This is a genomic window from Sulfurimonas sp. NW7 (assembly GCF_051132265.1).
In the GTDB taxonomy this organism is placed as follows: domain Bacteria; phylum Campylobacterota; class Campylobacteria; order Campylobacterales; family Sulfurimonadaceae; genus Sulfurimonas; species Sulfurimonas hydrogeniphila.
On the sequence record NZ_CP093235.1, the window covers coordinates 522,086 to 547,186 of the forward strand.

Here is a 25,101-nt window from a genome sequence, read left to right on the forward strand (position 1 = left end):
TTATCCTTTTTTATGCTAATTTTGAGAGTATCTCGTTACTATGAGATTGTTTTAGTTTGTTAAACTGTTCAGCTATGGCAGTCAGATGCATAAGTATCGCAGCTCTGTAAATTGCCACATCTTCTAGCGCTTTGACAACTCCTCCTGCTTTTTTAACAGTTTGTTCAATGTAGTCTATTTTTTCAATTATGAGATAAACTTTGCTTATAGACTCTTTAGGCATAAATTGCTCTATCGATGATGAACTTTTTAGCAGTTTTTCCCATCCCTGTACTATCAGCTAAATCAACTTTTATGCCAAATGCTTGAGTGAGTTCATTTTGTATCTCTTGTATGCGGGATATTGCACCAAAACCATACCTGCTGACAAATTCAGGCTTTGCTTCTACAAGAATATCTATATCGCTATTCTTATCAGCTTCATCACGAGAGTAAGAGCCAAAGAGCGCTTTGATGACAAACCCCTCTTTTTCATACTCTGATTTAACATTTTTTAAGTATGATAGTATTTGGCTTTTCTCCATGAACTGCACCTATATTTTTTTTAAATTATACTACATAATTACTTATTTAATTTATTAATTTTCATAAGACTGTTCTGCAAAAATTGAGAGTTGTTTTCGACCAAGGAAAAATTTGAACCATTTGGATGAACAGGCATCCCTTCATTTAGGTATTTATAATAGGTTTTTAGTGGGATTAAAAAATTGTTGGATGGTAGAACTATGCGGAATCGATTATATCCTATTTTACGGACTTCTAAAGGCTTCTAAAACTATTAATTCCCCAAATAATCCCCTGAAAATCACTTTGACGGTTCAAGATACAAGGTAGTTATCTAAAGTATGAAAACCCCTAAAATAGGAGTTATCTGAGTTGTCTGATAGTTTTTTACTTTTTATCTTCTTGTTTAAAAAAGAAAAAAGCTTATGCTGCATCAAGCCCAAACTCTACATGAAAATTTGTAGCTTTTACTTCTGGCACTAACGCATTGTTTTCTTTGTGTAATTCTACTATACCATATCTTTGTAATGTCTTTAGAGTTCTTGAGAGATTTGATTTTGCACGACCTGTCAGACTCTCTAGCTCTTTTAGTGATTTTGGATTATTGGTTAAGATTACCTGTAATAATTCCTGATTTTCACTAGACAATATTTGAGCTAACGATTTAATAGACTCAAACCAAATTTTTGGTTCATCTTTTTTAGGTTTATAGATACCTTTAGCTATTTTAATAGTTCTTTGTTTATACTGTTTTTTTGACATAATGCCAACTTTTATAGTTTTCATCTTAGTTATTCTCCATATAATAATCTACACTCTTCCAAAAATCTTCTAAAAGTTGTGAAGCTGATTCAAACTCATAAGCTACTATATCCATCTGTTTATGAATATGATCATAAGTCTCTTTGTTAGCTCCGTATTTTTTAGATGATTTAAAACTATGTGCATTGTCATACCCAATAACTCTGTGATTATTTTTATCATGCAGAGTTAATGAATACCTGATACCATGAGGTATTGTTTTACTTGGTTCTATTTGATAAGCCTCAAACTTTACCCAATACCCACTATCCATAGGAAAAACTTCACCATGTAAGTTAAGTAAGTTTTCTAAATCATCCACTTTGTTCCTTTTGTTATCATCTAATGATAATATTATATTATATAAACTATACTTAATTTTCTGTTTTTTTGTTTAATTTAACAAAATAAAAAGGATCTTGAATAAATAGATCTAAATATTATCCTCTGGTGAATATTCAATAGTATTAGCCATCATACATCTTTTTTATTTTGATTTGTATCTGTTTTACCAGATATACTTTCGCCAATTCTAATATCAAGTGCAATTTTTTAAAAGTAAGTTGAAAGGTAGGGTTAACTGATAACCTGCTAATCTATTTCAACCAAAAAATAAGAAGTAGCATGAGATATAAACAATTAACCCTAGAGAAACGATACCATATTTCAGCTTTGCAAAAGGCTGGATTAAACCAAAAAGAAGTTGCAAATGAACTTGGTGTGCACCCATCAACAATAAGCAGAGAGCTTAGAAGAAATAATGATAAGATAAGAGGCTATAATGCAGAGCTAGCTCAGATTATTTCAACAAAAACTGAGATGCAAAAAAGAAAGAGACACTCACTCACGAAACCTATCGAGAAATATATCAGAGCGAAGCTAAAACAGGACTGGTCGCCAGAACAGATATCAGGTCGTATGAAACTCGATACTGGGGTATCAGTAGTTCATGAGACTATCTATCGCTACATTTATACCAACAAAAAGAATGGTGGTAAACTTTACCAGTACCTCCGACACAAAAACAAGAAGTATCATAAGCGAAGTAATGACTATATGGCGAGAGGTACTATTATAGACCGTATCATGATAGATAAGAGACCAAAGATTGTAGAGAAAAAGTCTCGCATCGGAGATTGGGAAATTGACACTGTAGTTGGTAAAGATCATAAAGGATTTTTAGTTACTGTAGTTGACAGAAAATCAAAATTTGCTATCATTAAAAATGTACCAACTAAACATGCCGAAGTAGTAACCCAAGCGCTTATAGAGATGCTCACACCAATGAAAAAGATCACTCATACAATTACAAGTGACAACGGCAAGGAATTCGCATATCATAAACAAGTAGTAGCTGCACTGAACACAGATTTTTACTTTGCTAATCCATATCACTCTTGGGAGAGAGGATTGAATGAACATACTAACGGATTAATCAGGCAGTATTTACCCAAGAAAAGCACCTTTTTAAATGTCTCAAAGGATGAAATCATTATGATTCAGAACAGACTTAACAATCGACCTAGAAAAATCCTTGGATATAAAACTCCATATGAGGTGTTTTTTAGTGAAATGAGTAAAAAGTTAGCTAGTTAAATTAGGTGGAAATTGCACTTGATATTAGAATTGGCGTTTTAATATGTTTGTTGGATGTGCGGTTGAATGGGCGCAATAGATTAAGATAGACTATTTAGGAATTTTATAGACTTTGTTGGATTGACTTGGATGGAATGTTGGTGGAGCTGTGCGGAATCGAACCGCAGTCCGAAACCTGGCTACTCCCAACGTCTACATGCTTAGAAAGGTTGTTTAATCTCGTCTTGCTTCACACAACCTGCAAAGCTACGCAAGACCAGTCTCAAGGATTCGTCTTGAGCTGAGACAGACTCAAGATATATCTAAATGAAGGGTTATACTTCGAGTCCTGCTTATTTAGAATCCACAGGTGAAGCAGCCCGCCTCTTTAAGAGGGGTTAAAACTTAAGCTACTGCTAAAGCTGGGCGATAATTTGTATTGTTTGCGTTTAAGCAATTGTGAGCCGTCTAACGGAATGCTCAGTCCGACATGCAGTTGGGAACCACCAGATCCCGTCGAAACCAGGTCAGCCCCATATTTATTACTTATTTTAAAAGTAATAATATATTATACCAAATATATTTGTTAATTTGTAAATAGTAGGATGCTTTTTTAGCTGGTTTATTTTATCCATGCTGCTATTTTATCTGAGAATTTTGTGATTTTGGCAGTTAAAAAAGAGAGAGAGCGAGTGTAGTAAAGCAAAATAAAATTAAATTTTTTGCCATTTCTGATTAAGAAAAGAAGAACTTTTTCATAGTAAAGGACTATATCACCTGCCGGTACAGGTTTTATATTTTGCAACTTTTTTATTTTCCTTATAAAAACAGTGATAAAGATGCTCAAAAACAAGGGGTACAGGAAAGGGAGGGCATTCAGCTCTCGCATAATTTCTACAGAAAAGTCTAAAGAAAATGGCAAAGAGAGAATGCCTGCAAGAAGCAAAATCCAAGGCCAAAGCAGAGAAAAACTTGTACTGACCCCAAAAGGAGCTGCAGCCGGCCGAACCAAATACAGCAATCTTATCATAAGCAATGTTGTATTTACAGTGCCGATAACAAGAAGTACGGAAAGCATACTGCTCCAAGGTGCTGCAAAGTACGCGGTATAGCTCTTTAGCAAAAATTTTGCTGTCATGCCGCTGCTATAGGGTACAGCTGCCAATGCAAGAGCAGGTATACAGAGTCCGAGCCATATCGCATATCTTTGCAGTTTATTTGTGCTGCCAAGCATGCCGACACCTAAAAAAAGAGCTCCTTTGCTGAGGCCATGATGCAAAGCAAAAAAAGTGATACCGGCCAAGATACTCTTCCAATGCTCAGGCAGATAAAATCCAAAACCTATAAGCATAGTCATAATCCCCATCTGGCTTATGCTTGAATAGGCTAAAAGTGTTTTGGGATTACGTTGTGTCAAGCCTATAATGACTCCGTAAAATTGTGCTAAAAGACCTAAAAGTATAATGCCTGCTGCCCAGTAGAGGGAGATGATCTCTCCTAATGGAAGGAATCGCAACCATCCCAAAAGTCCGGCATTTATCATTGCACCGGAGAGAACTGCACTTGCAGGTGTGGGCGCTACGGGATGCGCAAGAGGCAGCCATACATGTAAACCGATAATCCCTGCCTTTATACCAAAAGCAGTAAAAAGCAACAGGATTACTAAATTTTTATTCGGGTTGTTTATAAATCCTGTTCGTACAGATTCAAATGAAGTTACATCAGATGTCTGCGCCAGTAATAAAAAAGCAACAAAAAGCATCACTTCGCCAATAACAACCAAAATTATATAGACTAATCCTGCATCAAAGGCTTCCTTGTCTTTATTAAAGACGACAAGTCCATATGAAGCAAAGCTCATTAAAGTAAAAAAAAGATAAAAGCTGAAAATATTCTGAGATATTACAAGTCCAAAGTTTCCGGCCATTGCAAGCAGAAAAAAACTATAAAAAGAGATCTGTCTGTCTTCTTTGGAAAAATATGCTTTTGTGTAGATGCCGGCAATAGACCAAAGGAGTGCACTGCCAAATAAAAAAAGAGTTCCTGTGGCATCGAGTCCGATCTTCATACCAAGAAGCAACCATGGAAAATTCCAATGAGCGATGCTAGGCGAGACAAGTAAAGCGGCAAAAAGTGCAGGGATACCTGCCCATGCAGCAAGCGATAAAGTTATAGGACGGATTTTTTTTAGAGACAACAGGGGAACCAGCATTAGAGGCCAGAGTACACCCAATAAGAGCAGGCTGTTTACAGACGTTTCATACATTTTAAAAAAACTCCCGCTGGGTAATGAGATGCACCCATGCTAAAGGACTCCAGGGAGAAGCGGCGAACAGACCAAAAGAAAGAGCAAAAAATGCTGTAATAAGCGGCGGCCATAAGAGACTGAGTTTTGTTTCCCCTTTTGAAAAATTATGTTCATCAGGCCAGGATTTTGGAGGTGCCAAAAACCATGCTCGATAAAGTATAGGTAAAAAGTATCCTGCATTCAGGAGACTGCTCGCAGCAAGTACAGCTATTACCCACCCCTGCCCGGATTCCAAAGCACCAAGTCCCAGGTACCATTTCGTAATAAATCCTGCAATCGGAGGTATACCGATCATGCCAAGGGCGCCGATAGTAAAAGACACCATAGTCCAGGGCATGCGTTTTGCGATGCCGTTCATTTGGCTTACCTGATGTACGCCAAGTGTTTCTGCAAAATTTCCTGCTCCAAAAAAGAGAGTGATTTTCATAACACCTTGGTGCACAAGATGTATAATTCCCCCTGTTGTTGCGATGGGACCCACTATGGCAATACCAAGGATGATATAAGAAACCTGGCTTATTGTAGAAAAAGCCAGCCTTCGTTTGAGATTATCCTGAAAAAGTGCCCTGAGAGAGCCGTATATGATAGTGATGGAAGCTATAATAGCCAGAGGTGTTGTCAAACCAAGAAAAGCTGCTGTTTCAAGTCCGTATACTTCATATACAACGCGTACTATACCGAATGCTCCTGCTTTGACAACGGCGACTGCATGCAAGAGAGCACTTACCGGTGCCGGCGCCACCATGGCTTGCGGCAGCCATCCATGCAGAGGAAAGAGTGCTGCTTTGACACCGAATCCTGCAATTAAAAGGATGAAAATTGCTACAAGAGCCGAAGAATGCTCTTGCAGTATTGTTTGCACAAATCCTTTTGGCGTAAACTCAAGTGTACCGGTTAATGTATAAAGCCATACTGTTCCCAGCAATAACAAGGCACCGCCGACAAGAGTATAAAGAAGGTATTTGCTGCCTGCAAGACGGGACTCTTCAGTACCTCTATGGATAATAAGAGGGTAGGCAGAAAGTGTCAGTATTTCATAAAAAAGCAAAAAAGTGATGAGGTTTCCGGATAAGGCAATGCCAATAGTGGCCGTAATACAAAGATTGAAAAACCCGAAAAAACGGCTGCTATGCGCAGATCCCTCCAGATAACCAATAGCATAGATTGTGGTTATAAACCACAAAACACTTGAAAGCCCTGTAAAAAAAAGAGCAAAAGGTCCGGCACGCAAACTGATATCAAGATTCTGGATAAGCGCAAAACGTATTTCATAATGTTCTCCGTAATAGACACCGACAAACATCCATATGACTAAAACAAGTGTTATAAAAATCCCTGAAAGGTTCAAAAGTGTACGAAGAGTATGTTGCTTTTCTGAAAGTCTGAAGATTATCAGAGCAGGCAGAAATGAACTTAAAACTACAAACAGGGGAATGTATGTGTTAAAACTCACGGGGCTGCTCCAATGTTTCCAAAAGGATTTCCGATATGTATCAGCGAAAGCAGTGGTGTGGCAAAAAAACCTGTCAAAATTGCCATAATTGCAAGAAACAGAGGTACAAGTTCCATTGAGAAAGGAATGTTTTGTGCCTTTTGTGTACGAGTGGTCTTTGTAAAAGTGAACCCTAAAACCTTGAAAATATATCCTGCAGCCAACAATCCGCCCAGAAGAACTACTGCGGTTATTCCCCAGTTGTTGTCTGCAAGTGATGCTTCAAGGAGAAACCATTTGCCTATAAAACCGCCACTGAGGGGTAATCCGATAATACTCACTCCCGCTAAAGCAAAAGCAGCAGTACTCAAAGGAAGCCTTTGTGCAATACGGTCCAAATCAATGATACGGTCATGCCCGTGAAAATGCAATAAATTTCCTGCTACAAGGAACAAAGCACTTTTTGCCAGTGCATGTGAGAGCATAAGATAGATAAGTGCGCTCCATGCTACAGACACCCCTCCCAAAGCCAAAGAAAAAGCAAGAAAAAGATAGCCTACCTGCGCTACTGTGGAGTAGGCTATGAGCAGTTTCAGCCGAGTCTGCACAAGTGCCTGAACGGAGCCCCATAAAACGGCTATGGATCCAAGTACAGCAAAAAATATTTCAAAATAAAAATTATGCAGAGGAAAAAAAAGAGATATCCATAAGCGCAGTTGTATATATATGGAAGCTTTGATGATGAGCGCCGACAATACTGCACTTATAGGGGCAGGAGCACTGGCATGTGCCGGCGGAAGCCAGAAATGCAAAGGAAAAAGAGCGCTTTTAAGAAGCAAACCGGCACTCATCAGACCCATTGCAGCCCATGCTGCAGGGGTAGATTCTATTGTATTTGAAAGAATGGCAATATCTACACTTCCAAAACCATGATACAACAGAGCGACGCCTAAAAGATAAGCAAGCGAGCCAAGCAGTGTCACTAACAAATACCGCATAGCTCCTGTCAGTGCCTCTTTTGTATTGCTCAAAGCAGTCAGGGCGGCGGAGGCCAGTCCGATAAGTTCCAAAGTTACATAAAAATTAAAGATATCCTGCGATAAGAAAAGGGCATTAAGCCCGGCTATGAGAAACAGCCAGATTGGCCAAAACCAAAGAGACTGTCTGTCTGTAAAGTACTTTCTTGCATAAACACTTATTCCGATTCCTGTAAGAGCAGTTAGCCCAAGCATAACAAGACTTAAACCGTCTATGTAAAGATTTATGCCCAAGGGTGCATCCCAGCCGCCGACAAAATGATAAAAAGCACCTTGCGTACGTAGTTTCAGAGCAATAAAAACTACAAAAAAGAGTGTGAGTATGAGTGTGGAAATACCGATAGCTTTATTGAATTTCGGCACAAGAAAGGAGAAGACTCCTCCTGCAATCGGCAATAAGATCAAAAAGATTTCCCAGGGTATCGCTAAAATAAGTTGCAGAAACATTACTTTTCTTCCAGGCTTGAAAGCTCTGCTTTGCCTGTTTTTAATGCAATTTTTATCATAAAAACCAGGGCCAGGGCCGTTGCGGATATAGCAACAACTATCCCCGTAATGACCATGGCATGCGGTACCGGGTCCGGCTGTGTGCCTGCAGTGCGCATGGAGAGGGAGACAAGTAAAAGAAAAACACCGCTTCCCATAATGTTTATGGCAAGCAGTTTTCGCAAAAGATGGGCCTGTACAATGAGTGTATACAAACCTGTACAAAAAAGTCCGATTCCGGCGACAGCATAGAAAAACAGTGTGCTCACTTCTCTTCCTTTGGTTGTGCAAAAATAGTAAAAAAAAGATTAAACAGAGTTATTGCTATTGAAACAGTTGCAGCGGCTTCAAGAATAAAAATGAAATAAGAAGCCTCTGTTGCAGAAAATTCAAGAAGTGTATCAGAAAACAGTAGTGTGATTGCCGAAACAAGAACAAAAGCAAGCAAACCTGTACTTGCAAGAAGTCGTACAAAGAAATTTTTATAAGACAAATCAAGTTTCCACCCGCTTAAAAAGATTAAAATTCCAGTAGCACTTAAAATAGAACCGGCCTGAAAAGCACCGCCTGGAGCCTGCGCTCCAATCCATAAAATATAAGCACTCAGCAAAAGCAATACAGGAACCAAAATCCCTCCCAATCTTTTTAATACAGGGCTTTTTAAAAGAGACTTCGCCTCTCTTGCTGAACTGCCCAATGAATAAACTCCCAAAAGAGCAATAAACAAAACCGCCATCTCAAGGAGGGTGTCATAGGCACGGAAGTTCATCAATACCGCTGTTACAGGATTGGAAACACCGCTGTTTTGCATTTGTGAGCCTACTGTTTGGGCAAGACCCTGTGTCTGTTGAGGTAAAGATAAAACGGTATACGTTAAGCCTGCAAAAAGAAGAGCTGTTAAAATGAATGTAAAAAAACGTACCATACTTTATACCCTCTCTTGTTTTAATCTATATTCATTTTCTTGAGTTTGACCAAAGCACTTAACAGCAGTGCCCCTGTAAGCCCGGCACCAATAACCACTTCGGCCATAGCCACATCGTAAGCACCCAACCGTCCCCATGCAACAGATATTAACAAACCAAAGACGATAAAAAAGACAATAGCCTGAAACAAGTCTTTACATGTAAGTGTTTTATAGGCAACAAACAACAATGAACTTGAGAGTAACATGTCAAAGACAAATTCTACGATTGCTAACGTTTCCATATTTTTATTCCATTGCGAAATGCGTTTTTTGCGATTAAATGTGAGACACCTGCTCCTGCCAAAAAAACCAAAAACCAGATAAGCAGCAGTTTTCCTATCTCAAAGAACGAATCTGCCTGCAAACAGAGTGCAAGTACAATGAAACCGACACCGATATTGTCAGCTTTTGTCAAAGCATGCAATCGGGTATAAACATCCGGCAGCCGTAAAAGCCCGACTGTGCCGGCTAAAAAGAAAACTGCTCCGAACAGGAGAAATATGATAGAGAGAATGTCAATCATTTTCACGCCTTTTTTGGTTTTTTCTGCTATTGCTTTGGACAAAGGCTATTGCAGTGACAGCAGCGAGTGAAGCAAAAAGCAGTGCTATGTTGCGCAAAGCGGCATGTCCGTTTATTTGCGAAAGCAAAAGCAAAATAATGATGGCAATCGTACCAAATAACTGTGATGCCAAGATTCTGTCCTCATTTGTCGGACCATAGGCAAGACGCCATATGCCTGCAATAAGGTTTAGAAACAAAAATACTGCAAGACCTGTATAGATAATATTCATCATTTGCATACCTACAGGGATACAGGAGTTTTAAATCCCGGAGGCTTGACTGCAAGAACCGAACAGTCTATCTGGTTGAGTATGTCTTCTGCTGTATTTCCCATAATGACTCCGGCCAAACCTGTTCGCGCGACAGTGCCCATAACAATCAAATCAATTTGCAGTTTTTGGGCAAACTGGGGAATGATTTTATTTGGCAAACCTCGCAGCAGATGAATATTCGGTTTTAGGAATTTTAACATATCACCGATTTGCGTATGTGCTGCATCACGTAAGAGTGCTTGTAGCTTTGAATCATGCAGATGCTGCATCTCCTGTGCATATTTAATAACTTCTGAATCCGGCATCTTTATAAATGCACCCTGCATGAGTGCTGTTTCTGGAGCATCCCATACATGCAGTACATGTAATTGGGCTAACTCGCTGACAGCAAGAGAACTTGCTATTTGAAGAATTTGATGGTTTAGTTTTTCTTGTGTATCTGGTTCTTCTTCCGTTTCAGTGTCAATATTTACATCGACAGCAGCCATGATATGATTGAAAGATTCAGGGCTGTTTTTTTTGATAAACCAAACCGGACATGGACATTTTCGTAAAAGATGCATATCATTGCTCCCGAACAATCGATGCATCCAACTTGCATTTTCCGGAATTTTGATGACCAGATCATAATTGTCTAGCAAAACATGATAGATTATCTCATAAAAAGGCGTTCCGAAAAATACTTTAATTTCGATATCTGACTGGTTTGAAACAGTCTGTGTCAAATCTTTAAGCTCTTTTGTTTTTTCTTTTTTTAAAAGAGTTTTTACATCCATATCCAAAAAGTTTTTCAAAATACCAAAACTGGCTTTTGAGTTGCCAATAACACTCGCAACTGTCAGTTTTGCCTGATTGTCTGTTGCCAACTTGACAGCGCGTTGCAAAATGCTTTGGCTCACTTGTGTATCTTCAATAATGCAGAGTATGTTTTTAAATCTTTTCATTTGAACTACCTTGAGTGTTGGTCTTTTTGGAAAATATCTCATCGATATAATCTTCAATGAGCAGGACCTCTTGTTTGATATTTTTGCCAATATCCAAAACATGAATCAACAACAAATTATTTTCAATTTCTACTGAAAGTGTACCCGGAAGCAGGTTTAATACATTGACAATCATATCCTGCTGTACTCCTTTTGGAAGATGCAACTGATACTTTAGCAAACCAGGGTTTATCGGAAGAGCCGGATGAAAAACACGCAACATGACATCAAATCCTCCCAAAAGAGAGCGTACAAGATAAAACGGAATAAATTTCAGGAATGCAGTAAAGTTCCAAAAGACAGGAGGAACAAGGATAAGACTGATTATGGATGAGAGCAATACAGCAGGAATGCCAATCCAAAGAGAAGAGATGTCCCCGTCTGTCAGTATTACCCACATAATAAAAAATAAAAACATTCTTTTGGAAAGAACAAAGAGAAAACGGGTTCCAATTTGAATATTTTTCATAGTATGACCACCTTGTATAATAACATTGTACACTTTTTTCTCAATATTTTAAAAAGATTCACAGCGGCTCCCTCAGAATGTATTTTAATTCCAGCTCTTTTTCTATAAGTTTATAGTATTCACTGAGGAGTTTTTGTTTTGCCTGAAGTGTTATGATCTCTCTTTGGTTGAGCGTAAGCAGGTTTCCTATGCCAAGCTTGTAGCGTCTTCTTTGCGCATCTTCAACTTTCTGTTTGAGTGTCACCTCTTTTTTTGCAAGATTTATAATCTCTTTTTTGGTTTTTATCTCCTGCAGTACTGTAATGATGGCCGTTCTTAGTTTGCTCTTTTGGAGTGCTATCCTGTTTTGCAGCAAAAGCGTTTCTTTTGTATAGGCACCTTTTTGTCCTTTGTAGGAACTTCGCTGTAAAGGAAGATTGAAATCAAAAGTAGCTTTGTACCCTTCTTTGTATTGCAAATCATAGACACCATAAAAATTGACATCCAGTTTTGGGTACTTTTTGACTTCATTGTACTTTTGTTTAATTGTTATTTCTTTTTCCTTTACATGTAACGCTTTGAGAAGCAAACTGTTTTTAAAGGCTGTTTGAACTGCTTGATCCTGCAGCAGCTCCAAAGAACTTTGCTTTGGCAATTCCGGAAGTGTATACTTGGCATCAAAATCTTTTTTGCTAATATTGAGATATTGCAAAAAAGAGTAAAAAACTTTTTGAAACTGCATATTTGTCAGTACAACTCTCTGTTTTCTGTTGATAATTTCACTTTCTATCTCTGTTAATGCTATTTGCGGCAATTTTCCGGTTTGAATACTTTTGTCAATAAATGCAAAATTAATATATGCTTTGTTGAGAAGTTCTCTGTTTGCTTGGAGCAGTTCTTTGTGAAGTAAAAGTTTATAATAGAGCTTTGATACATCAAGATAAAATTTGATGATTTTGTCCTGTGATTGCAGTTTTGCTATTTTTGTCTTTTGTTGGGCAAGGGAGAGATTCTTTTGGTTTTTGCTGATGCTGTTAATGATATTGAAAACTGGAAGATGCAGGTTGACAATGGCTTCTCCCTTTTTGGATGTTTTTATGTTGTTGTACTCCTGTGTTCCTGTTGCTTTTCTGTATGCGGCTGAAAATTCCACTCCGTTTCCAAGAGACTGCCTGAGTCCTGCTTTTGTAAACTCTGCTGTAGAGAGCGGGTACTCTTTTTTTTCATAGTTTGCATCAAGTTTTATATCAAAAGCACCCTTGTAGAAAATTTCATTATATTCTTTAATGTAAATATCACCCACTTTTTCGTAGTAAAAAGGGTTTTTTTCATTAAAATAGTTTATGATGTCTTTTTGGACAAATATTTCCTGGGCAAAACCGTAACTGCATAAAAGAACGATAAGCAAGCTTTTTATCTGCATTTAAAAACTCGATTCATCTATTTTTACATGGACCATTTTTGGCGGTTGTGCCGATATGAGTCTCCATATTTCATACCAGATAGGAACCGTTGAGAGCCGTACCCATATCTTTGCCTGTGTTCCGTTTCTTAAAAGATGTGACGGAGGCCATTTACTGTCTTTTTCATTTTCTACAACAAGTGCATAGTAGTTATTCTGATCATATGCCGTTTGTTCTGTTGTGGCAATTTTTCCGCCGTATGTTCCGTGAGAGATTTTTGGCCATCCGGAAATCTGCAGAGCGGGCCATCCGTAAAATATTATACGGGCTTCAAGGCCTTTTTTGATGAGTGGCATATTGAAGTTGGAGACTTCAAGGCGGATGGCCCTTGTTGTTACTTTTGGAACAAAAAAGAGAATCTTCTCCCCTTTTTTGAGAAGTTTGTTTGTGTCATTTTGATAGATTCTGACCACATAACCATCCGATTTGGCTTTAATGTCTTTATTCTCATAGCGCAGAAGTTTTACACTTTCGTTTTGCAGATTCTTTTTAAGTGTATTTATGCTGTTCTTTGTTTCCAGCAATCTGTTTTTTATGGTGTTTATCTTTTGTGTCAGTGTATTGAAAATCGCATCTTTTTCATTTTGGAGTACTGATATCTCTTTGTAGGCATTTTCTATTTTTGTGTTTATTATTGAAAGTTCTGCTTTGGTTGATATGTACGCATTGTTTTGTACCTCCAGTGCTCTTTTTGATTCTATACCGTCTTGAAAAAGTTTTTGCGTTCTTTTAAAGTTGATATAGGCAATTTTTTCCTGGTTGGTCAGTGCGGTTTTTTTCTCCTGCAGAGCAAGGATTTTATTTCTTTGCTGTGATATTTTTGTAGTAAAAGCTTTCATTTTGTTTTCAAGGTTTTCTTTTTGATTGGTGAGGTTGTTTTTTAGATTTTCAAGTTTAATTGCAAGATTGCTTATCTGGTTTTGTGTCTGCTGTTGGATATCCTGGAGCCTTTGCAGATAATCTTTGTCCAAATCTCTCATTGAAAAAAGAAGTTCCCCTTTTTTGACTTCCTGATTTTCTTGCACATAAAACTTCTCTATTACGCCATCAACGGTTGCAACTATGTTGTACTCCCGTTCAGTAGGGTTTAATGCGATTACTTTTCCTATACCGAAAACAGTTTGTTGCCATGGCAAAAAAAGCAAAATTATGAAAATTGATATAATAGAGAAGGTAATAAGCATCCAGTGTTTTATAAACTTATGCGGTTCAACGAGTTCCAATGATTTGTATTTTTTCACTTTTCTTCACTTTCAAAGACTTTGGAGAGTTTGTCGATTTTGTAAAAACCCTCAATCATGTCATAAATATAATCTATTTTTTCAATAAACTCTTTTAAGGCACCGACAACAGAGATAATGAGGATCTCAGCTGCAACGAACTCTCCAATAGGGACAATGCCTTCAAAAACAAGATAACCGCCCAAAATGAAGAAGGATGCCAAAATAAATCCTTCTGTAACAAAAGTAAGCGCAACCTGTTTGATGATTATTGCAAACATTTGCTGTCTTTTTGAAATGTATTTTGTCAGATATCCATCCAGCCTGGATGATATGCTTTGGCTTGTATCGTTTAAGAAGGGAATACTTTGCAAAAAGTATATGGCATTGTGTTTTGCATCAGACCGTGCGACTGCATTTTTTGGGCTTTTTCTTCCTAAAAATAAAATCATAATCGCAAATATAATTATAAAAACCACGCCCAGTACAAAGAAGGAAACATCAAACAGAAGAAGAAGCAGCAGGCTTATGACAACTTTGATAATAAGGCTGGAACCATTGAGGAGCAAAATCGGAAAAAGTTTCTGTATGTGTACAACATCAAAAAAGTAGTTCATATATTTGTCGATTTTATCTTTGTTTTGAAGGTTGTTTTTATTGTTGATCGCAAGTTCAGAGACTTTAATGGCATTTTTTACAAATATTTTTTGCTCAAATTTTTCTATGATGTACTCTTTTATGACTTGCAAAATTGCAATAAGTGAAAAAATGACAATTACGACAACGCTTAAGACAGTAATGGAGATAGAAGCATGTGCAAGTACGCTGTTAATAATAAATGCTGAGGTCAACGGACTCACAAGCAGTAAAATTGCTTCAATAACAGAATAGTACAGAAGATAAAAAATATTTTTTTTATCTTTTGATGCAATACTTTTGAGCTGCTTGAAAACATTACTAAAAATTTCTTCATTTGTCATGTTGTTTTTTGCCCCTAAATCTAAATTATGCCATACAAAACTGCTTTATATGCTTGAATACCGCTGCCGAACCATTTTTTCAATGGCAACTGTAACATAAATCAGCACTCCAACGGCAAATATATTGAGCCAGTCATGCAAACTGATCGGTGCAGTATGAAACATTTTATTCATAATTGGCAGATATGTCAGGGCAACAGAAGCGCCTAGCATACAAAAAATACCGATCCATATCCAGAGATTGCTGAAGAGTCCCAGCTTAAATATGGAAAAACGCAGTGAACGGGAATTGAGCAAATAAAAAGATTCTCCAACGGCAAATACATTGACTGCTATTGTTCGGGCCTCTTCCAAACTGTTTCCGTGCATGAGTGCCAGTTCAAATAAGCCAAAAGAGCCGCCAAGGAGCATAGTACCCACCAAAAAGATACGAATCAGCATCTCTTTTCTTAGTATCGGAGCAGATGGCGGATGCGGCGGTTTTTGCATCAAACCTGGTTCCTGCGGTTCAAATGCCAGAGCCAGTCCGAGAAAAACTGCAGCTGTCATGTTGATCCACAAGGCCTGAACAGGAAGAATCGGGAGTGTGACATTTGCTAAAATAGCAACCATGATGACAAGCCCCTCTCCAAGATTTGTTGCCAATATGAAACCGATAAACTTGATAATATTTTCCAGTACAGCCCGTCCCTCTTCGACAGCTGCCTCTATAGAAGCAAAATTATCATCAGTCAGTACCATATCTGCCGCTTCCTTGGCAACTTCTGTCCCTGTGATCCCCATAGCAATTCCGATATCGGCTCTGCGAAGCGCAGGGGCATCATTGACACCGTCTCCTGTCATTGCAATAATTTCATTGTTCTTTTGGAGGGCTTCGACGATACGCAGTTTTTGTTCCGGTGTTACTCTGGCAAATACCGAAGCATTTTTTGAAGCTTCGAGCATTTCTTTTTCTTGTAAATTATTCAGTGCATTTCCTGTAATAACGACACTGTTTTCATCTTTTTGCGAAGAGTGGATTAATCCCATCTTCCTGGCAATTGCTGTGGCTGTTATGGCATGGTCCCCTGTAATCATTTTTACATTTATGCCTGCCGTTTTGCATGCTTCAATCGAAATTATTGCCTCTTCTCTTGGCGGATCTATCATACCCTGAAGACCGATAAACTCCAAATTGTGAGAGATATGTTCATGTTCGAGGGTTATTTTGTGCTCTATGACAAGTCTGGCAAAGGCCAAGACCCTTAAGCCTTTTTTTGCCATAGACTCCACCTGCATAAAAATGTCATTCTCATCGAGAGGGACAGGCTCGCCGTTTATATCCAAAACAGTACTGCATCGCTGGGTAATACTCTCTGCAGAACCTTTTACATAAATGATATATTTGTTTGTTTTTTTGTCAAAATGCAGAGTTGCCATATACTGGTATTGCGATTCAAAGGGGATCGCATCTATCCTTGGCATGTCAGCTCTTAATGCGTCAGTGTCTATTGCCGCTTTTTTTGCACAGACCAGCAATGCTCCCTCCGTAGGATCTCCTTCTATGCTCCATGCCTTTTCACTATTTTTGAGTGTGGAATCATTGCATAAAACTCCTGCTTTGAAGAGTTCCAAAAGAGTCCGGTTCTTGCCGCTGTCATAATTTTTGTTTTCTTGGAGGATCTCTCCATCTGGCGAATACCCGACTCCGCTTATCTCAAATTTCTCATTTGCGCAGTAGAGTTCCTGGACGGTCATTTCATTGCGTGTCAAGGTCCCTGTTTTGTCTGAACAGATTATTGTGGTGCTTCCCAGGGTTTCTACAGCCGGAAGATGGCGAATGATTGTATTTCGTTTTGCCATGCGTGCGACACCGATAGCCAAGATAATTGTCATAACAGCAGGCAGACCTTCGGGTATCATGGCAACACTCAGAGCAATGGATGCCATAAACAACTCTTCCCAGGATTTACCGTGCCATAGCCCTACAGCAAATGTGACTGTTGCCAAAAAGAGAATTACCAACAATAAGAGATGACTGAATTTGGATATTTTACGTGTCAAAGGAGTATCCAATACGGTTGCATCATTGAGCAGCTTTGAAATATGACCTATTTCTGTCTCATCGCCTGTTGCAACAACAACACCTGTGCCTGTACCGTATGTGACAAAAGTTGACGAATAGAGCATATTGGTACGATCCGCAAGAGAAACATCTTCGGGAAGTATTGTATCTGTTTTTGAAACAGGGGTTGATTCTCCTGTAAGGGCGGATTCGTCTATCTGCAGTTCACGGGATGAGAGAAGTCGCATATCAGCAGGGACTTTGTCTCCTGACTGCAGCAACACAATATCTCCAACCACAAGTTTTTTTGCATCAATCTGCTGTTTTTTTCCGCCACGCAACACAGTGCTTACTGTAACTAAAGACTCTGACAAAGCGGCCAGTGCATTGAGTGCTTTGTTCTCCTGGATGAATCCTATGATGGCATTGAGCAAAACAACACCAAAGATCACACTGGCATCAACGTAGGCACCCAGATATATTTTTATGACAATAGCCGCCAGCAAAATATAGACCAGTGCCTGATTGAATTGACTTAAAAAACGAAGGAGTGCAGATTTTGTTTTTTTGACACTTAAAAGATTCGGACCATATTGTTTGTACCTTTTTATTGCCTCATCTTCTTGAAGTCCTTTATTCAAATCCGAGCTTAAGGTTTCCAATATCTTTTTTTGATGAAGAGCATGCCAGCTGTTTTTCATATCTAACCCTGTTTTTATTTTAAAATCAGGTAAATGGTACTCTTTTTTAGCTTAATGATAAATGTTATCGTAAAGGGATAGACCATTTGGCATAGTAGGCAATAAGCCTGAGGGTCAGTGCAGCAAAAAAGAGGATAGAAATATTTGTATACGTGGTTACATGTAAAGTATGCAGTGCATATAAAATAACGGCAATAAGAATAGAAACTGTTCCGTAAAAACCTGTTTTTAAAACAAAAGGTACTTCGTTGATGATGACATCACGTGCAATTCCTCCCCCTACTGCGGTCAGAAAGGACATGGCAATAATGCCTGTGAGATTGAAACTGCTCTCTATGGCAATCAGTGCCCCCGAGATACTGAATGAGACCAGACCGATAGAGTCACTTAAAATAAAAAGAGCTTTGTTCTCGATAGAGTTGCGGTGATGAAATTTAAAAATGATAAGAAGCAGCAAAACAGAGATGACAATCAGTGCCGGATAGTTATGCGAAAAAGTAAAAGGAATTTTTGCTACGGTAACATCTCTCATGATCCCGCCGCCAAGAGCCGTTAGAAATGTAGCGACTAATACACCGAGCAGATCAAGCCTGTTTCTGGTTGCCACAAAAAAGCCACTCATTGAAAAAGCGATAATGCCTATGTACTCTGCTATTTCAAACACAGAGCAAGCCCTTCAACTATTGCTTTTTTTTCCAGGGTTTTGATTTTTTTCTCAAGTGAATCAACCGTCTCTTCAGGGAGTATTTGTAATGATTTTTGCAAGATGATTTTTCCCTCATCATAATTTTCATTGACTTCATGAATGGTGACACCGCTTGTTTTTTCTCTGTTTTTTATGACAGCTTCATGTACAAAGCGTCCATACATGCCGGCACCGCCATATTTTGGCAGTAGAGAGGGATGCGAATTGATTATTGTAAAATTAGATGTAAGCGAAGGAGAGAGCTTTTTCATGTAACCTGATAAAAAAACACATTCGCATTGATACTCTTTCAGCAGCCGGTAAATAGTTTTATCAGGATCCGTATCTGTCTTTGCATTGACAAGTTTACATGTAAGCCCATATTTTTTTGCTTTTTGCAAAACCTTGGCATCTGTGTTGTTTGAAATCACCAAGGCAATGTTGAGCGATAAAATTCCTGCATTGACAGCTTCAAAGATGGCATCAAGACCGCTTCCGTTATGCGATGAAAGTATAGCTATGTTCTTCATGTTTTCTACCTGATTTTGAGTGTGATGAGTGCCAAAATATTCGAAAGAATAGCAATGATCCAAAAACGGACGATAATTTTGTTTTCCGCCCATTTTTTCATTTCAAAATGATGGTGAATCGGTGCCATTAAAAAGACCCGTTTTTTACGGAGCTTGAAGCTGCCTACCTGAAGAATAACGGAAAGCGTCTCTATAACGAAGATGGAACCAATCAGAAGCAGAAGTATCTCACTTTTACTGATAATTGCCAGATATCCCAAAAAAGCGCCTATGGTCAAAGAACCGCTGTCTCCCATAAAAACTTCTGCAGGATGGCAGTTGTACCATAAAAATCCTGTAAGCGCACCTATGAGGGCACTGGCAATAATGGCTACTTCACTGACCTCAAAATGAGGCATGAGCAGGTAAGCACTGATTTTGACATTGCCTATAATATAGATGATAATACTGAAAGTGGCAAGGGCAACGATGGAAGGCACTGTTGCAAGACCGTCGAGTCCGTCTGTCAGGTTGACTGCATTGGAAGTGGAAATAATGACCAAAACCCATAAAAGAACGGCAAATGCACCCATGTCAAGAAGAGGTGTTTTTAAAAAAGGCACATACAAATCGGTGTTAAAATCAGCAAAGTAACATAAAAAACACGAAACAGCAAGGGCTGAAATGATTTGAAGCAGCAGTTTTGTTCTTGCTTTAAAGCCTGCAAGATTTTCATTTTTTTTGATTTTTGCAAAATCATCCCAAAAGCCTATGAGCGAAAAAAGCACAAGGGTAAGCAGTCCGGCCAAAGCATACGCATTGTCAAGACGGACTGTCAGAAGTGTGGCAATAATGGTAGCACCTATAAAGACGATGCCTCCCATTGTAGGCGTCGAGACTTTTTCCTGATGTCTTTGCGGTGCCCATTCGTTAATAGGCTGCACACTGGATGTTTTTTGGGCCCAGCGTATAAATTTTGGCATTAAGTACAATGTAAGAGTGAGGGCAATAAAAAAAGCGATTCCGGCACGAATAGTAATATAGCCTAAAATATTTATGTCGAGAAACTGATGTATAAAATATAGCAAATATTTGTCCTGATTAGAGTCTTGTTTGTTATTTGAAAGTGACATTATAGTATAATCACGCAAGAAAATTATTAATAGGAATAAAATTGAGTAAAAAAGCAATTTTAGTCATAACAGACGGTATTGGCTACTGTGAAAAAACAGAGCATAATGCATTTTATAATGCAAATAAACCTGCGTATGACAAATTTTTTAATGAAGTGCCGCACGCTCTTATAGAAACCTTTGGTTTGAGTGTCGGACTTCCCGAGGGTCAGATGGGCAACTCTGAAGTTGGGCATATGAGTATAGGCAGCGGACGTGTTCTGTATCAGGATCTGGTCAAAATATCATTGGCGCTTAAAGACGGTTCTTTGGAACAGAATGAAGTTTTGCAAGAGCTTTTTCAAAAATCGGACAGGCTGCATTTGATTGGATTGATGAGTGACGGCGGAGTGCACTCGCATATAGATCATTTTATGGGTATAGCTGATATTGCGGCAAAAAACGGCAAAAAAGTCTTTTTGCATCTTATTACAGACGGAAGAGATGTCTCTCCAACATCGGCACAAAAATATTTAGAAGAAGTAAAAAAGCATTTGAACGAAAATGTAACAATTGCTTCCATATCCGGGCGTTTTTATGCAATGGACAGAGATAACCGCTGGGAACGGATCAAGCGTGCCTATGATGCTATTGTATCTGCACAACCGCAAACAGACATGACGCCTGAAGCCTATATAGGGCACTCTTATTCACTTGGAGAAACCGATGAGTTTGTCGAGCCGACTGCATTTGCAGGATATGAGGGGATGAAAGAGGGAGACAGTGTCCTTACTGTAAATTTCAGAAGTGACAGAATGCGAGAAATGGTAACGGCACTGGCTGATGAAAATTTTACAAAATTTGAAAGAAAAGTACAGCATGTAAACCTTGCAACAATTACCGAATATGACAAAAATTTTCCCTATCCTGTGATGTTTAGAAAAGATGTGCCAAAAAATACTTTGGCTGAAGTGATTGCCAGCGCAGGGCTTCGTCAGTTACATACCGCAGAGACGGAAAAATACGCACATGTGACCTTTTTCTTTAACGGCGGAATTGATGAACCGTATGAAAATGAAACACGGGTTTTGATTCCCTCGCCAAATGTGAAAACATATGATATGAAACCGGAAATGAGTGCAAAAGAGGTTGGTGAGGCTGTTCGTAAGGCAATGGACGGGGAGTATGACTTCATAGTGGTAAATTTTGCCAACGGAGATATGGTCGGACATACCGGTGATTTTGAAGCGGCAAAGAAAGCTGTTGAGGCTGTTGACGAAGAGTTGGGAAAAATATATGCCAAAGCAAAAGAAAAAGAGTATGCATTTGTGTTGACAAGCGATCATGGAAACTGTGAAGAGATGCGGGACGAAAACGGCAATGTGCTGACAAACCATACGGTCGGAAAAGTATGGTGCTTTGTGGATGCACAGGGTGTTGAAAAAGTAAAACCGGGCGGGCTCAACAACATAGCCCCGACGGTTTTAAAGCTGATGGAACTTCCGATTCCAAAAGAGATGGATGGAGCTTTGGTAGAAGTATAGCCGACACTACAGAAAAAAATTCAGTTTTCTCACAACTCATGCTTTAGCATAAAAAGTGCCGATTCCGAAAATGTATAATTTTTCAGGAACCCGTACTTCAGTGCAGGCTTGGGTGTTTTACAAAAAAATTAAAGGAAGGTATAATGAAATTTAGCGGAAAAAATGTTTTAGTAACAGGCGCAAGCCGTGGAATAGGTGCAGAAATCGCCAAAACTTTGGCGGGATTTGGTCTAAAGGTGTGGATAAACTACAGAAGCGGCGCAAAAGAAGCGGATGCGGTAAAAGAGGCAATCGAAGCAGAGGGAGGCAGTGCGGCGGTTATCGGGTTTGATGTAACCGATGAGACAGCTTTTATTGACGGGATAAAGACAATAGTGGATGCGGACGGTGAGCTTTCCTATCTTGTAAACAATGCAGGCATTACAAAAGACAAGCTGGCATTGCGTATGAAAACAGAAGATTTTATGGCTGTTATTAACGCTAATCTTACCTCTGCTTTTATCGGATGTCGCGAATCTATGAAAGTTATGCGAAAGAAAAAATTCGGTTCGGTTGTCAATATTGCTTCGATTGTAGGCGAAACAGGCAACGGCGGACAGACAAACTATGCAGCGAGCAAAGGCGGGGTTATCGCAATGACAAAAAGCTTTGCAATTGAAGCTGCGACAAGCGGTATACGATACAACACTATCACACCGGGATTTATTGCAACTGAAATGACAGAAGTGCTGAGTGATGAGGTGAAAAAAAGTTTTACAGACAAGATTCCTATGAACCGTTTCGGTGATGCAAAAGAGGTGGCAAACGCAACAGCTTTTTTACTTTCGGACTATGCAAGTTACATTACGGGAGAAACTTTAAAAGTTAACGGCGGAATGAACATGGCATAAATGTCCTCTAAGATATTTATGCTATAATTACAGGATTTTAAACTTAAAAAAACAGGAGCTATAATGGCACTTTTAGATGATATTAAAGAAGTAGTAGTTGAGCAGTTAAGCGTTAACCCAGATGAAGTAAAACCGGATTCAAAATTCGTAGAAGATTTAGGTGCAGACAGTCTTGATGTTGTAGAACTGGTAATGGCTCTTGAAGAAAAATTCGACATCGAAATTCCTGATGATGAAGCTGAAAAAATTCAAACTGTTCAAGATGTTGTAAACTATATCGAAAACAAGTAGTCAGTTTTTTAATTTTTCAAAGAGGTTAGTCATCTCTTTGAAAGCAAATATTTTTAATAGTTAATTTTTGTATTGATTTTTAAAAGTATTTTATTATTTTATGGAGAATATTCAATGAAAAGAGTGGTAGTTACAGGTCTGGGAATGATAAATTCAGTAGGTCACGATAAAGAGAGTTCTTTTAAAGCTATATGTGACGGTGAATGCGGAATAGACATCATCACTATATTTGACCCTGAAAAATTCAGTGTAAAAATAGCCGGAGAAGTCAAAGACTTTGATCCTGCTACGGTTATGCCTCCCAAAGAAGTAAAAAAAGCAGACAGATTTATCCACCTTGGACTCAAAGCTGCCAAAGAAGCGATGGAAGATGCGGCACTTCCTGAAGATACAGATATGGAAAGATTCGGAATCAGTGCAGGTTCAGGAATCGGCGGACTCCCTTCCATTGAGAAAAGTTCTGTTATTTTAGAGACGCGCGGACCAAGAAGAATTTCTCCGTTTTTTATTCCGGGTGCTCTTGTAAATATGCTGGGAGGATTCGTTTCTATAGAACACGGAACAAAAGGACCAAACCTTTCAAGTGTAACAGCCTGTGCCGCAGGAACACATGCAATCAGTGAAGCGGTAAAAACCATTATATGCGGCGGAGCCGATAAAATGCTGGTTGTTTCGGCAGAGTCTGCTATAACAGGTGTGGGAGTCGGCGGATTTGCCGCGATGAAAGCACTCTCTACAAGAAATGATGATCCCAAGCATGCCTCTCGTCCTTTTGATGCAAATCGTGACGGTTTTGTTATGGGAGAGGGGGCTGCGGCTCTTGTTTTGGAAACATACGAAGATGCAGTTGCGCGCGGTGCAAAAATATACGGTGAAATTATCGGTTTTGGTGAAAGCGGTGATGCGAATCATATTACAACACCATCATTGGACGGTCCTGCCCGTGCGATGAAAGCTGCCTATAAAATGGCAGGTGAACCGAAACTTGACTATGTCAACGCACATGGAACCAGTACACCGGTAAATGATAAAAATGAAACAGCAGCGCTGAAAGATCTTTTGGGCGGAAAAGAAAACTGTCCTCCGATGAGCTCTATCAAAGGACAGATCGGTCACTGTCTCGGTGCAGCAGGCGGTATAGAGGCTGTTACATGTTTGATGGCGATGCGGGACGGTATCATTCCTCCGACAATCAACTATGAAACACCTGATGAAAACTGTGACTTGGATTATGTTACTGAAGGTGCGAGAAAAGCAGATCTAAACATTGTTATGAGTAACTCATTTGGTTTTGGCGGAACAAACGGCGTTCTTATATTCAAAAAAATCTAATTGACAAGGATTTAATTTGGCTACATACTTAGACTTTGAATATAAAATAAAAGCTATTCAAGAAGATATAATCTCTGCACAGGTTCGCCATGATCAAGGCGCAGTTGAAGAGTTGAAAAAGAAATTAGATAAGGAAGTTACAAAGATTTATAAAAATCTTTCTGACTTTCAAAAGCTTCAACTGGCACGCCATCTTGATCGTCCTTATGCACTGGATTATATTAATCTTATAATGAGAGACAAGTATGAAATACACGGAGACAGACATTTCCGTGATGATGCCGCTATTCTTTGTTATATTGGGTATATTGACAATCAAAAAGTTATGGTTATCGGCGAGCAAAAAGGGCGTGGAACAAAAAACAAGTTGAAGCGAAATTTTGGTATGCCGCATCCTGAAGGCTACAGAAAAGCACTCCGTGCCGCTAAATTAGCAGAAAAATTCAATATTCCGCTTCTTATGCTTGTAGACACACCGGGTGCCTATCCTGGTATAGGGGCAGAAGAGAGAAACCAGAGCGAGGCAATTGCGAGAAATCTGCTCGAACTGGCAGAACTGAAAATTCCTACGGTTTCTATTGTTATAGGAGAGGGCGGTTCCGGCGGTGCTCTTGCCATCGGCGTTGCCGATAAATTTGCAATGATGCGTTATTCTATCTTCAGTGTTATTTCGCCTGAAGGATGTGCTGCAATTCTTTGGAATGATCCTAAAAAAGTAGAAACTGCTACAAACGCACTTAAAATCACCAGTGCAGATTTAAAAGAGCTTGATTTGATTGACGATATTATAGATGAGCCTTTAATCGGAGCACACAGAGAAAAAGAAAAAGCAGCACAGGTTCTTAAAGAGTATTTTTTACAAAAAGTGGAAGAATTAAAAGCTATGAGTGAAGAAGAGAGAATGAATGCACGCTATGCAAAACTCACAAAACCGGGTGCTTTCAAGGAGTAAC

Annotated in this window: 27 protein-coding genes and 1 other RNA gene; 6 read left to right on the forward strand and 22 right to left on the reverse strand. The window is 39.0% G+C overall.

The window, feature by feature from the left end; all coding sequences use genetic code 11:
• Nucleotides 1–10 precede the first annotated feature (10 nt).
• From MLC35_RS02830 to MLC35_RS02845, 4 genes are all read right to left on the reverse strand, one after another.
• On the reverse strand, nucleotides 11–223 hold the full coding sequence (locus tag MLC35_RS02830; protein ID WP_434637723.1) for a hypothetical protein: 213 nt from the start codon (nucleotides 221–223) through the stop codon (nucleotides 11–13).
• Nucleotides 216–524 carry a nucleotidyltransferase family protein gene (locus tag MLC35_RS02835; protein WP_434637725.1) on the reverse strand — a complete coding sequence of 103 codons (309 nt, stop codon included), beginning with the start codon at nucleotides 522–524 and terminating at the stop codon, nucleotides 216–218. Before MLC35_RS02835 ends, MLC35_RS02830 begins: the two co-directional genes overlap by 8 nt.
• Nucleotides 525–927: 403 nt before the next feature.
• Entirely contained in the window at nucleotides 928–1,290 is a 363-nt protein-coding gene (locus MLC35_RS02840; protein ID WP_418641066.1) for a transcriptional regulator, read from the reverse strand.
• A 1-nt stretch (nucleotide 1,291) separates the two neighbouring features.
• Nucleotides 1,292–1,627 carry a toxin-antitoxin system TumE family protein gene (locus tag MLC35_RS02845; RefSeq protein ID WP_418641067.1) on the reverse strand — a complete coding sequence of 112 codons (336 nt, stop codon included), beginning with the start codon at nucleotides 1,625–1,627 and terminating at the stop codon, nucleotides 1,292–1,294.
• A 302-nt stretch (nucleotides 1,628–1,929) separates the two neighbouring features.
• Between MLC35_RS02845 and MLC35_RS02850 the strand changes: the two genes are divergently transcribed.
• Complete coding sequence (locus tag MLC35_RS02850) at nucleotides 1,930–2,901, forward strand: IS30 family transposase (protein ID WP_434636706.1); 972 nt, start codon at nucleotides 1,930–1,932, stop codon at nucleotides 2,899–2,901.
• 138 nt (nucleotides 2,902–3,039) lie between these two features.
• Here MLC35_RS02850 and ssrA read toward each other — a convergent pair.
• The 18 genes from ssrA to mraY all read right to left on the reverse strand — a co-directional run bounded on the left by ssrA (nucleotide 3,040) and on the right by mraY (nucleotide 20,067).
• Nucleotides 3,040–3,415: a transfer-messenger RNA gene (ssrA, locus tag MLC35_RS02855) on the reverse strand.
• A gap of 87 nt (nucleotides 3,416–3,502) precedes the next feature.
• Complete coding sequence (locus MLC35_RS02860) at nucleotides 3,503–5,146, reverse strand: complex I subunit 5 family protein (RefSeq protein ID WP_434637728.1); 1,644 nt, start codon at nucleotides 5,144–5,146, stop codon at nucleotides 3,503–3,505.
• Between the two features lies 1 nt (nucleotide 5,147).
• Nucleotides 5,148–6,641 (reverse strand): complex I subunit 5 family protein, encoded by a 1,494-nt coding sequence (locus MLC35_RS02865; RefSeq protein WP_434637730.1) that lies wholly within the window; start codon nucleotides 6,639–6,641, stop codon nucleotides 5,148–5,150.
• Nucleotides 6,638–8,104: a complex I subunit 5 family protein gene (locus tag MLC35_RS02870; RefSeq protein WP_434637732.1), complete on the reverse strand. Its 1,467-nt coding sequence runs from the start codon at nucleotides 8,102–8,104 to the stop codon at nucleotides 6,638–6,640. The genes MLC35_RS02865 and MLC35_RS02870 overlap by 4 nt, the downstream gene beginning before the upstream one ends.
• Nucleotides 8,104–8,412 (reverse strand): sodium:proton antiporter, encoded by a 309-nt coding sequence (locus MLC35_RS02875; protein ID WP_151900936.1) that lies wholly within the window; start codon nucleotides 8,410–8,412, stop codon nucleotides 8,104–8,106. The genes MLC35_RS02870 and MLC35_RS02875 overlap by 1 nt, the downstream gene beginning before the upstream one ends.
• Nucleotides 8,409–9,068, reverse strand: coding sequence for a hydrogen gas-evolving membrane-bound hydrogenase subunit E (mbhE, locus tag MLC35_RS02880; protein ID WP_151900935.1), 660 nt, complete (start codon nucleotides 9,066–9,068; stop codon nucleotides 8,409–8,411). The genes MLC35_RS02875 and mbhE overlap by 4 nt, the downstream gene beginning before the upstream one ends.
• A 20-nt stretch (nucleotides 9,069–9,088) precedes the next feature.
• Complete coding sequence (locus tag MLC35_RS02885; protein WP_151900934.1) at nucleotides 9,089–9,352, reverse strand: Na(+)/H(+) antiporter subunit B; 264 nt, start codon at nucleotides 9,350–9,352, stop codon at nucleotides 9,089–9,091.
• Nucleotides 9,340–9,633 carry a monovalent cation/H(+) antiporter subunit G gene (gene mnhG / locus MLC35_RS02890; protein WP_346389398.1) on the reverse strand — a complete coding sequence of 98 codons (294 nt, stop codon included), beginning with the start codon at nucleotides 9,631–9,633 and terminating at the stop codon, nucleotides 9,340–9,342. The genes MLC35_RS02885 and mnhG overlap by 13 nt, the downstream gene beginning before the upstream one ends.
• A complete protein-coding gene (locus tag MLC35_RS02895; protein ID WP_346389399.1) occupies nucleotides 9,626–9,907 on the reverse strand; it encodes a monovalent cation/H+ antiporter complex subunit F in 282 nt (93 codons plus the stop codon). Before MLC35_RS02895 ends, mnhG begins: the two co-directional genes overlap by 8 nt.
• Nucleotides 9,908–9,915: 8 nt before the next feature.
• Entirely contained in the window at nucleotides 9,916–10,890 is a 975-nt protein-coding gene (locus MLC35_RS02900; protein WP_434637735.1) for a universal stress protein, read from the reverse strand.
• A complete protein-coding gene (locus tag MLC35_RS02905; RefSeq protein ID WP_434637737.1) occupies nucleotides 10,877–11,398 on the reverse strand; it encodes a Na+/H+ antiporter subunit E in 522 nt (173 codons plus the stop codon). The genes MLC35_RS02900 and MLC35_RS02905 overlap by 14 nt, the downstream gene beginning before the upstream one ends.
• 58 nt (nucleotides 11,399–11,456) lie before the next feature.
• Nucleotides 11,457–12,800: a TolC family protein gene (locus tag MLC35_RS02910; RefSeq protein ID WP_434637739.1), complete on the reverse strand. Its 1,344-nt coding sequence runs from the start codon at nucleotides 12,798–12,800 to the stop codon at nucleotides 11,457–11,459.
• Entirely contained in the window at nucleotides 12,801–14,081 is a 1,281-nt protein-coding gene (locus MLC35_RS02915; protein WP_434637741.1) for an HlyD family secretion protein, read from the reverse strand.
• Nucleotides 14,078–15,040, reverse strand: a complete 963-nt coding sequence (locus MLC35_RS02920) for an ABC transporter ATP-binding protein (RefSeq protein WP_434637743.1) — start codon at nucleotides 15,038–15,040, stop codon at nucleotides 14,078–14,080. The genes MLC35_RS02915 and MLC35_RS02920 overlap by 4 nt, the downstream gene beginning before the upstream one ends.
• Before the next feature lie 45 nt (nucleotides 15,041–15,085).
• Entirely contained in the window at nucleotides 15,086–17,785 is a 2,700-nt protein-coding gene (locus MLC35_RS02925; RefSeq protein WP_434637744.1) for a cation-transporting P-type ATPase, read from the reverse strand.
• A 64-nt stretch (nucleotides 17,786–17,849) separates the two neighbouring features.
• Nucleotides 17,850–18,449: a trimeric intracellular cation channel family protein gene (locus MLC35_RS02930; protein ID WP_346389405.1), complete on the reverse strand. Its 600-nt coding sequence runs from the start codon at nucleotides 18,447–18,449 to the stop codon at nucleotides 17,850–17,852.
• A complete protein-coding gene (locus MLC35_RS02935) occupies nucleotides 18,437–19,000 on the reverse strand; it encodes a phosphoribosylglycinamide formyltransferase (protein WP_434637746.1) in 564 nt (187 codons plus the stop codon). Before MLC35_RS02935 ends, MLC35_RS02930 begins: the two co-directional genes overlap by 13 nt.
• Before the next feature lie 5 nt (nucleotides 19,001–19,005).
• Nucleotides 19,006–20,067: a phospho-N-acetylmuramoyl-pentapeptide-transferase gene (gene mraY / locus MLC35_RS02940; RefSeq protein ID WP_151901544.1), complete on the reverse strand. Its 1,062-nt coding sequence runs from the start codon at nucleotides 20,065–20,067 to the stop codon at nucleotides 19,006–19,008.
• A gap of 86 nt (nucleotides 20,068–20,153) precedes the next feature.
• Here mraY and gpmI point away from each other — a divergent pair, with 86 nt between their 5' ends.
• The 5 genes from gpmI (at nucleotide 20,154) to accA (ending at nucleotide 25,100) form a co-directional block, all read left to right on the forward strand.
• Entirely contained in the window at nucleotides 20,154–21,635 is a 1,482-nt protein-coding gene (gene gpmI, locus MLC35_RS02945) for a 2,3-bisphosphoglycerate-independent phosphoglycerate mutase (RefSeq protein WP_418641079.1), read from the forward strand.
• A gap of 143 nt (nucleotides 21,636–21,778) precedes the next feature.
• Complete coding sequence (gene fabG / locus MLC35_RS02950; protein WP_434637748.1) at nucleotides 21,779–22,525, forward strand: 3-oxoacyl-ACP reductase FabG; 747 nt, start codon at nucleotides 21,779–21,781, stop codon at nucleotides 22,523–22,525.
• Nucleotides 22,526–22,588: 63 nt separating this feature from the next.
• Complete coding sequence (acpP, locus tag MLC35_RS02955; RefSeq protein WP_013326372.1) at nucleotides 22,589–22,816, forward strand: acyl carrier protein; 228 nt, start codon at nucleotides 22,589–22,591, stop codon at nucleotides 22,814–22,816.
• 114 nt (nucleotides 22,817–22,930) lie between these two features.
• Nucleotides 22,931–24,148, forward strand: coding sequence for a beta-ketoacyl-ACP synthase II (locus MLC35_RS02960; protein ID WP_151900922.1), 1,218 nt, complete (start codon nucleotides 22,931–22,933; stop codon nucleotides 24,146–24,148).
• 16 nt (nucleotides 24,149–24,164) lie between these two features.
• On the forward strand, nucleotides 24,165–25,100 hold the full coding sequence (gene accA, locus MLC35_RS02965) for an acetyl-CoA carboxylase carboxyl transferase subunit alpha (protein ID WP_346389431.1): 936 nt from the start codon (nucleotides 24,165–24,167) through the stop codon (nucleotides 25,098–25,100).
• Nucleotide 25,101: the final 1 nt, after the last annotated feature.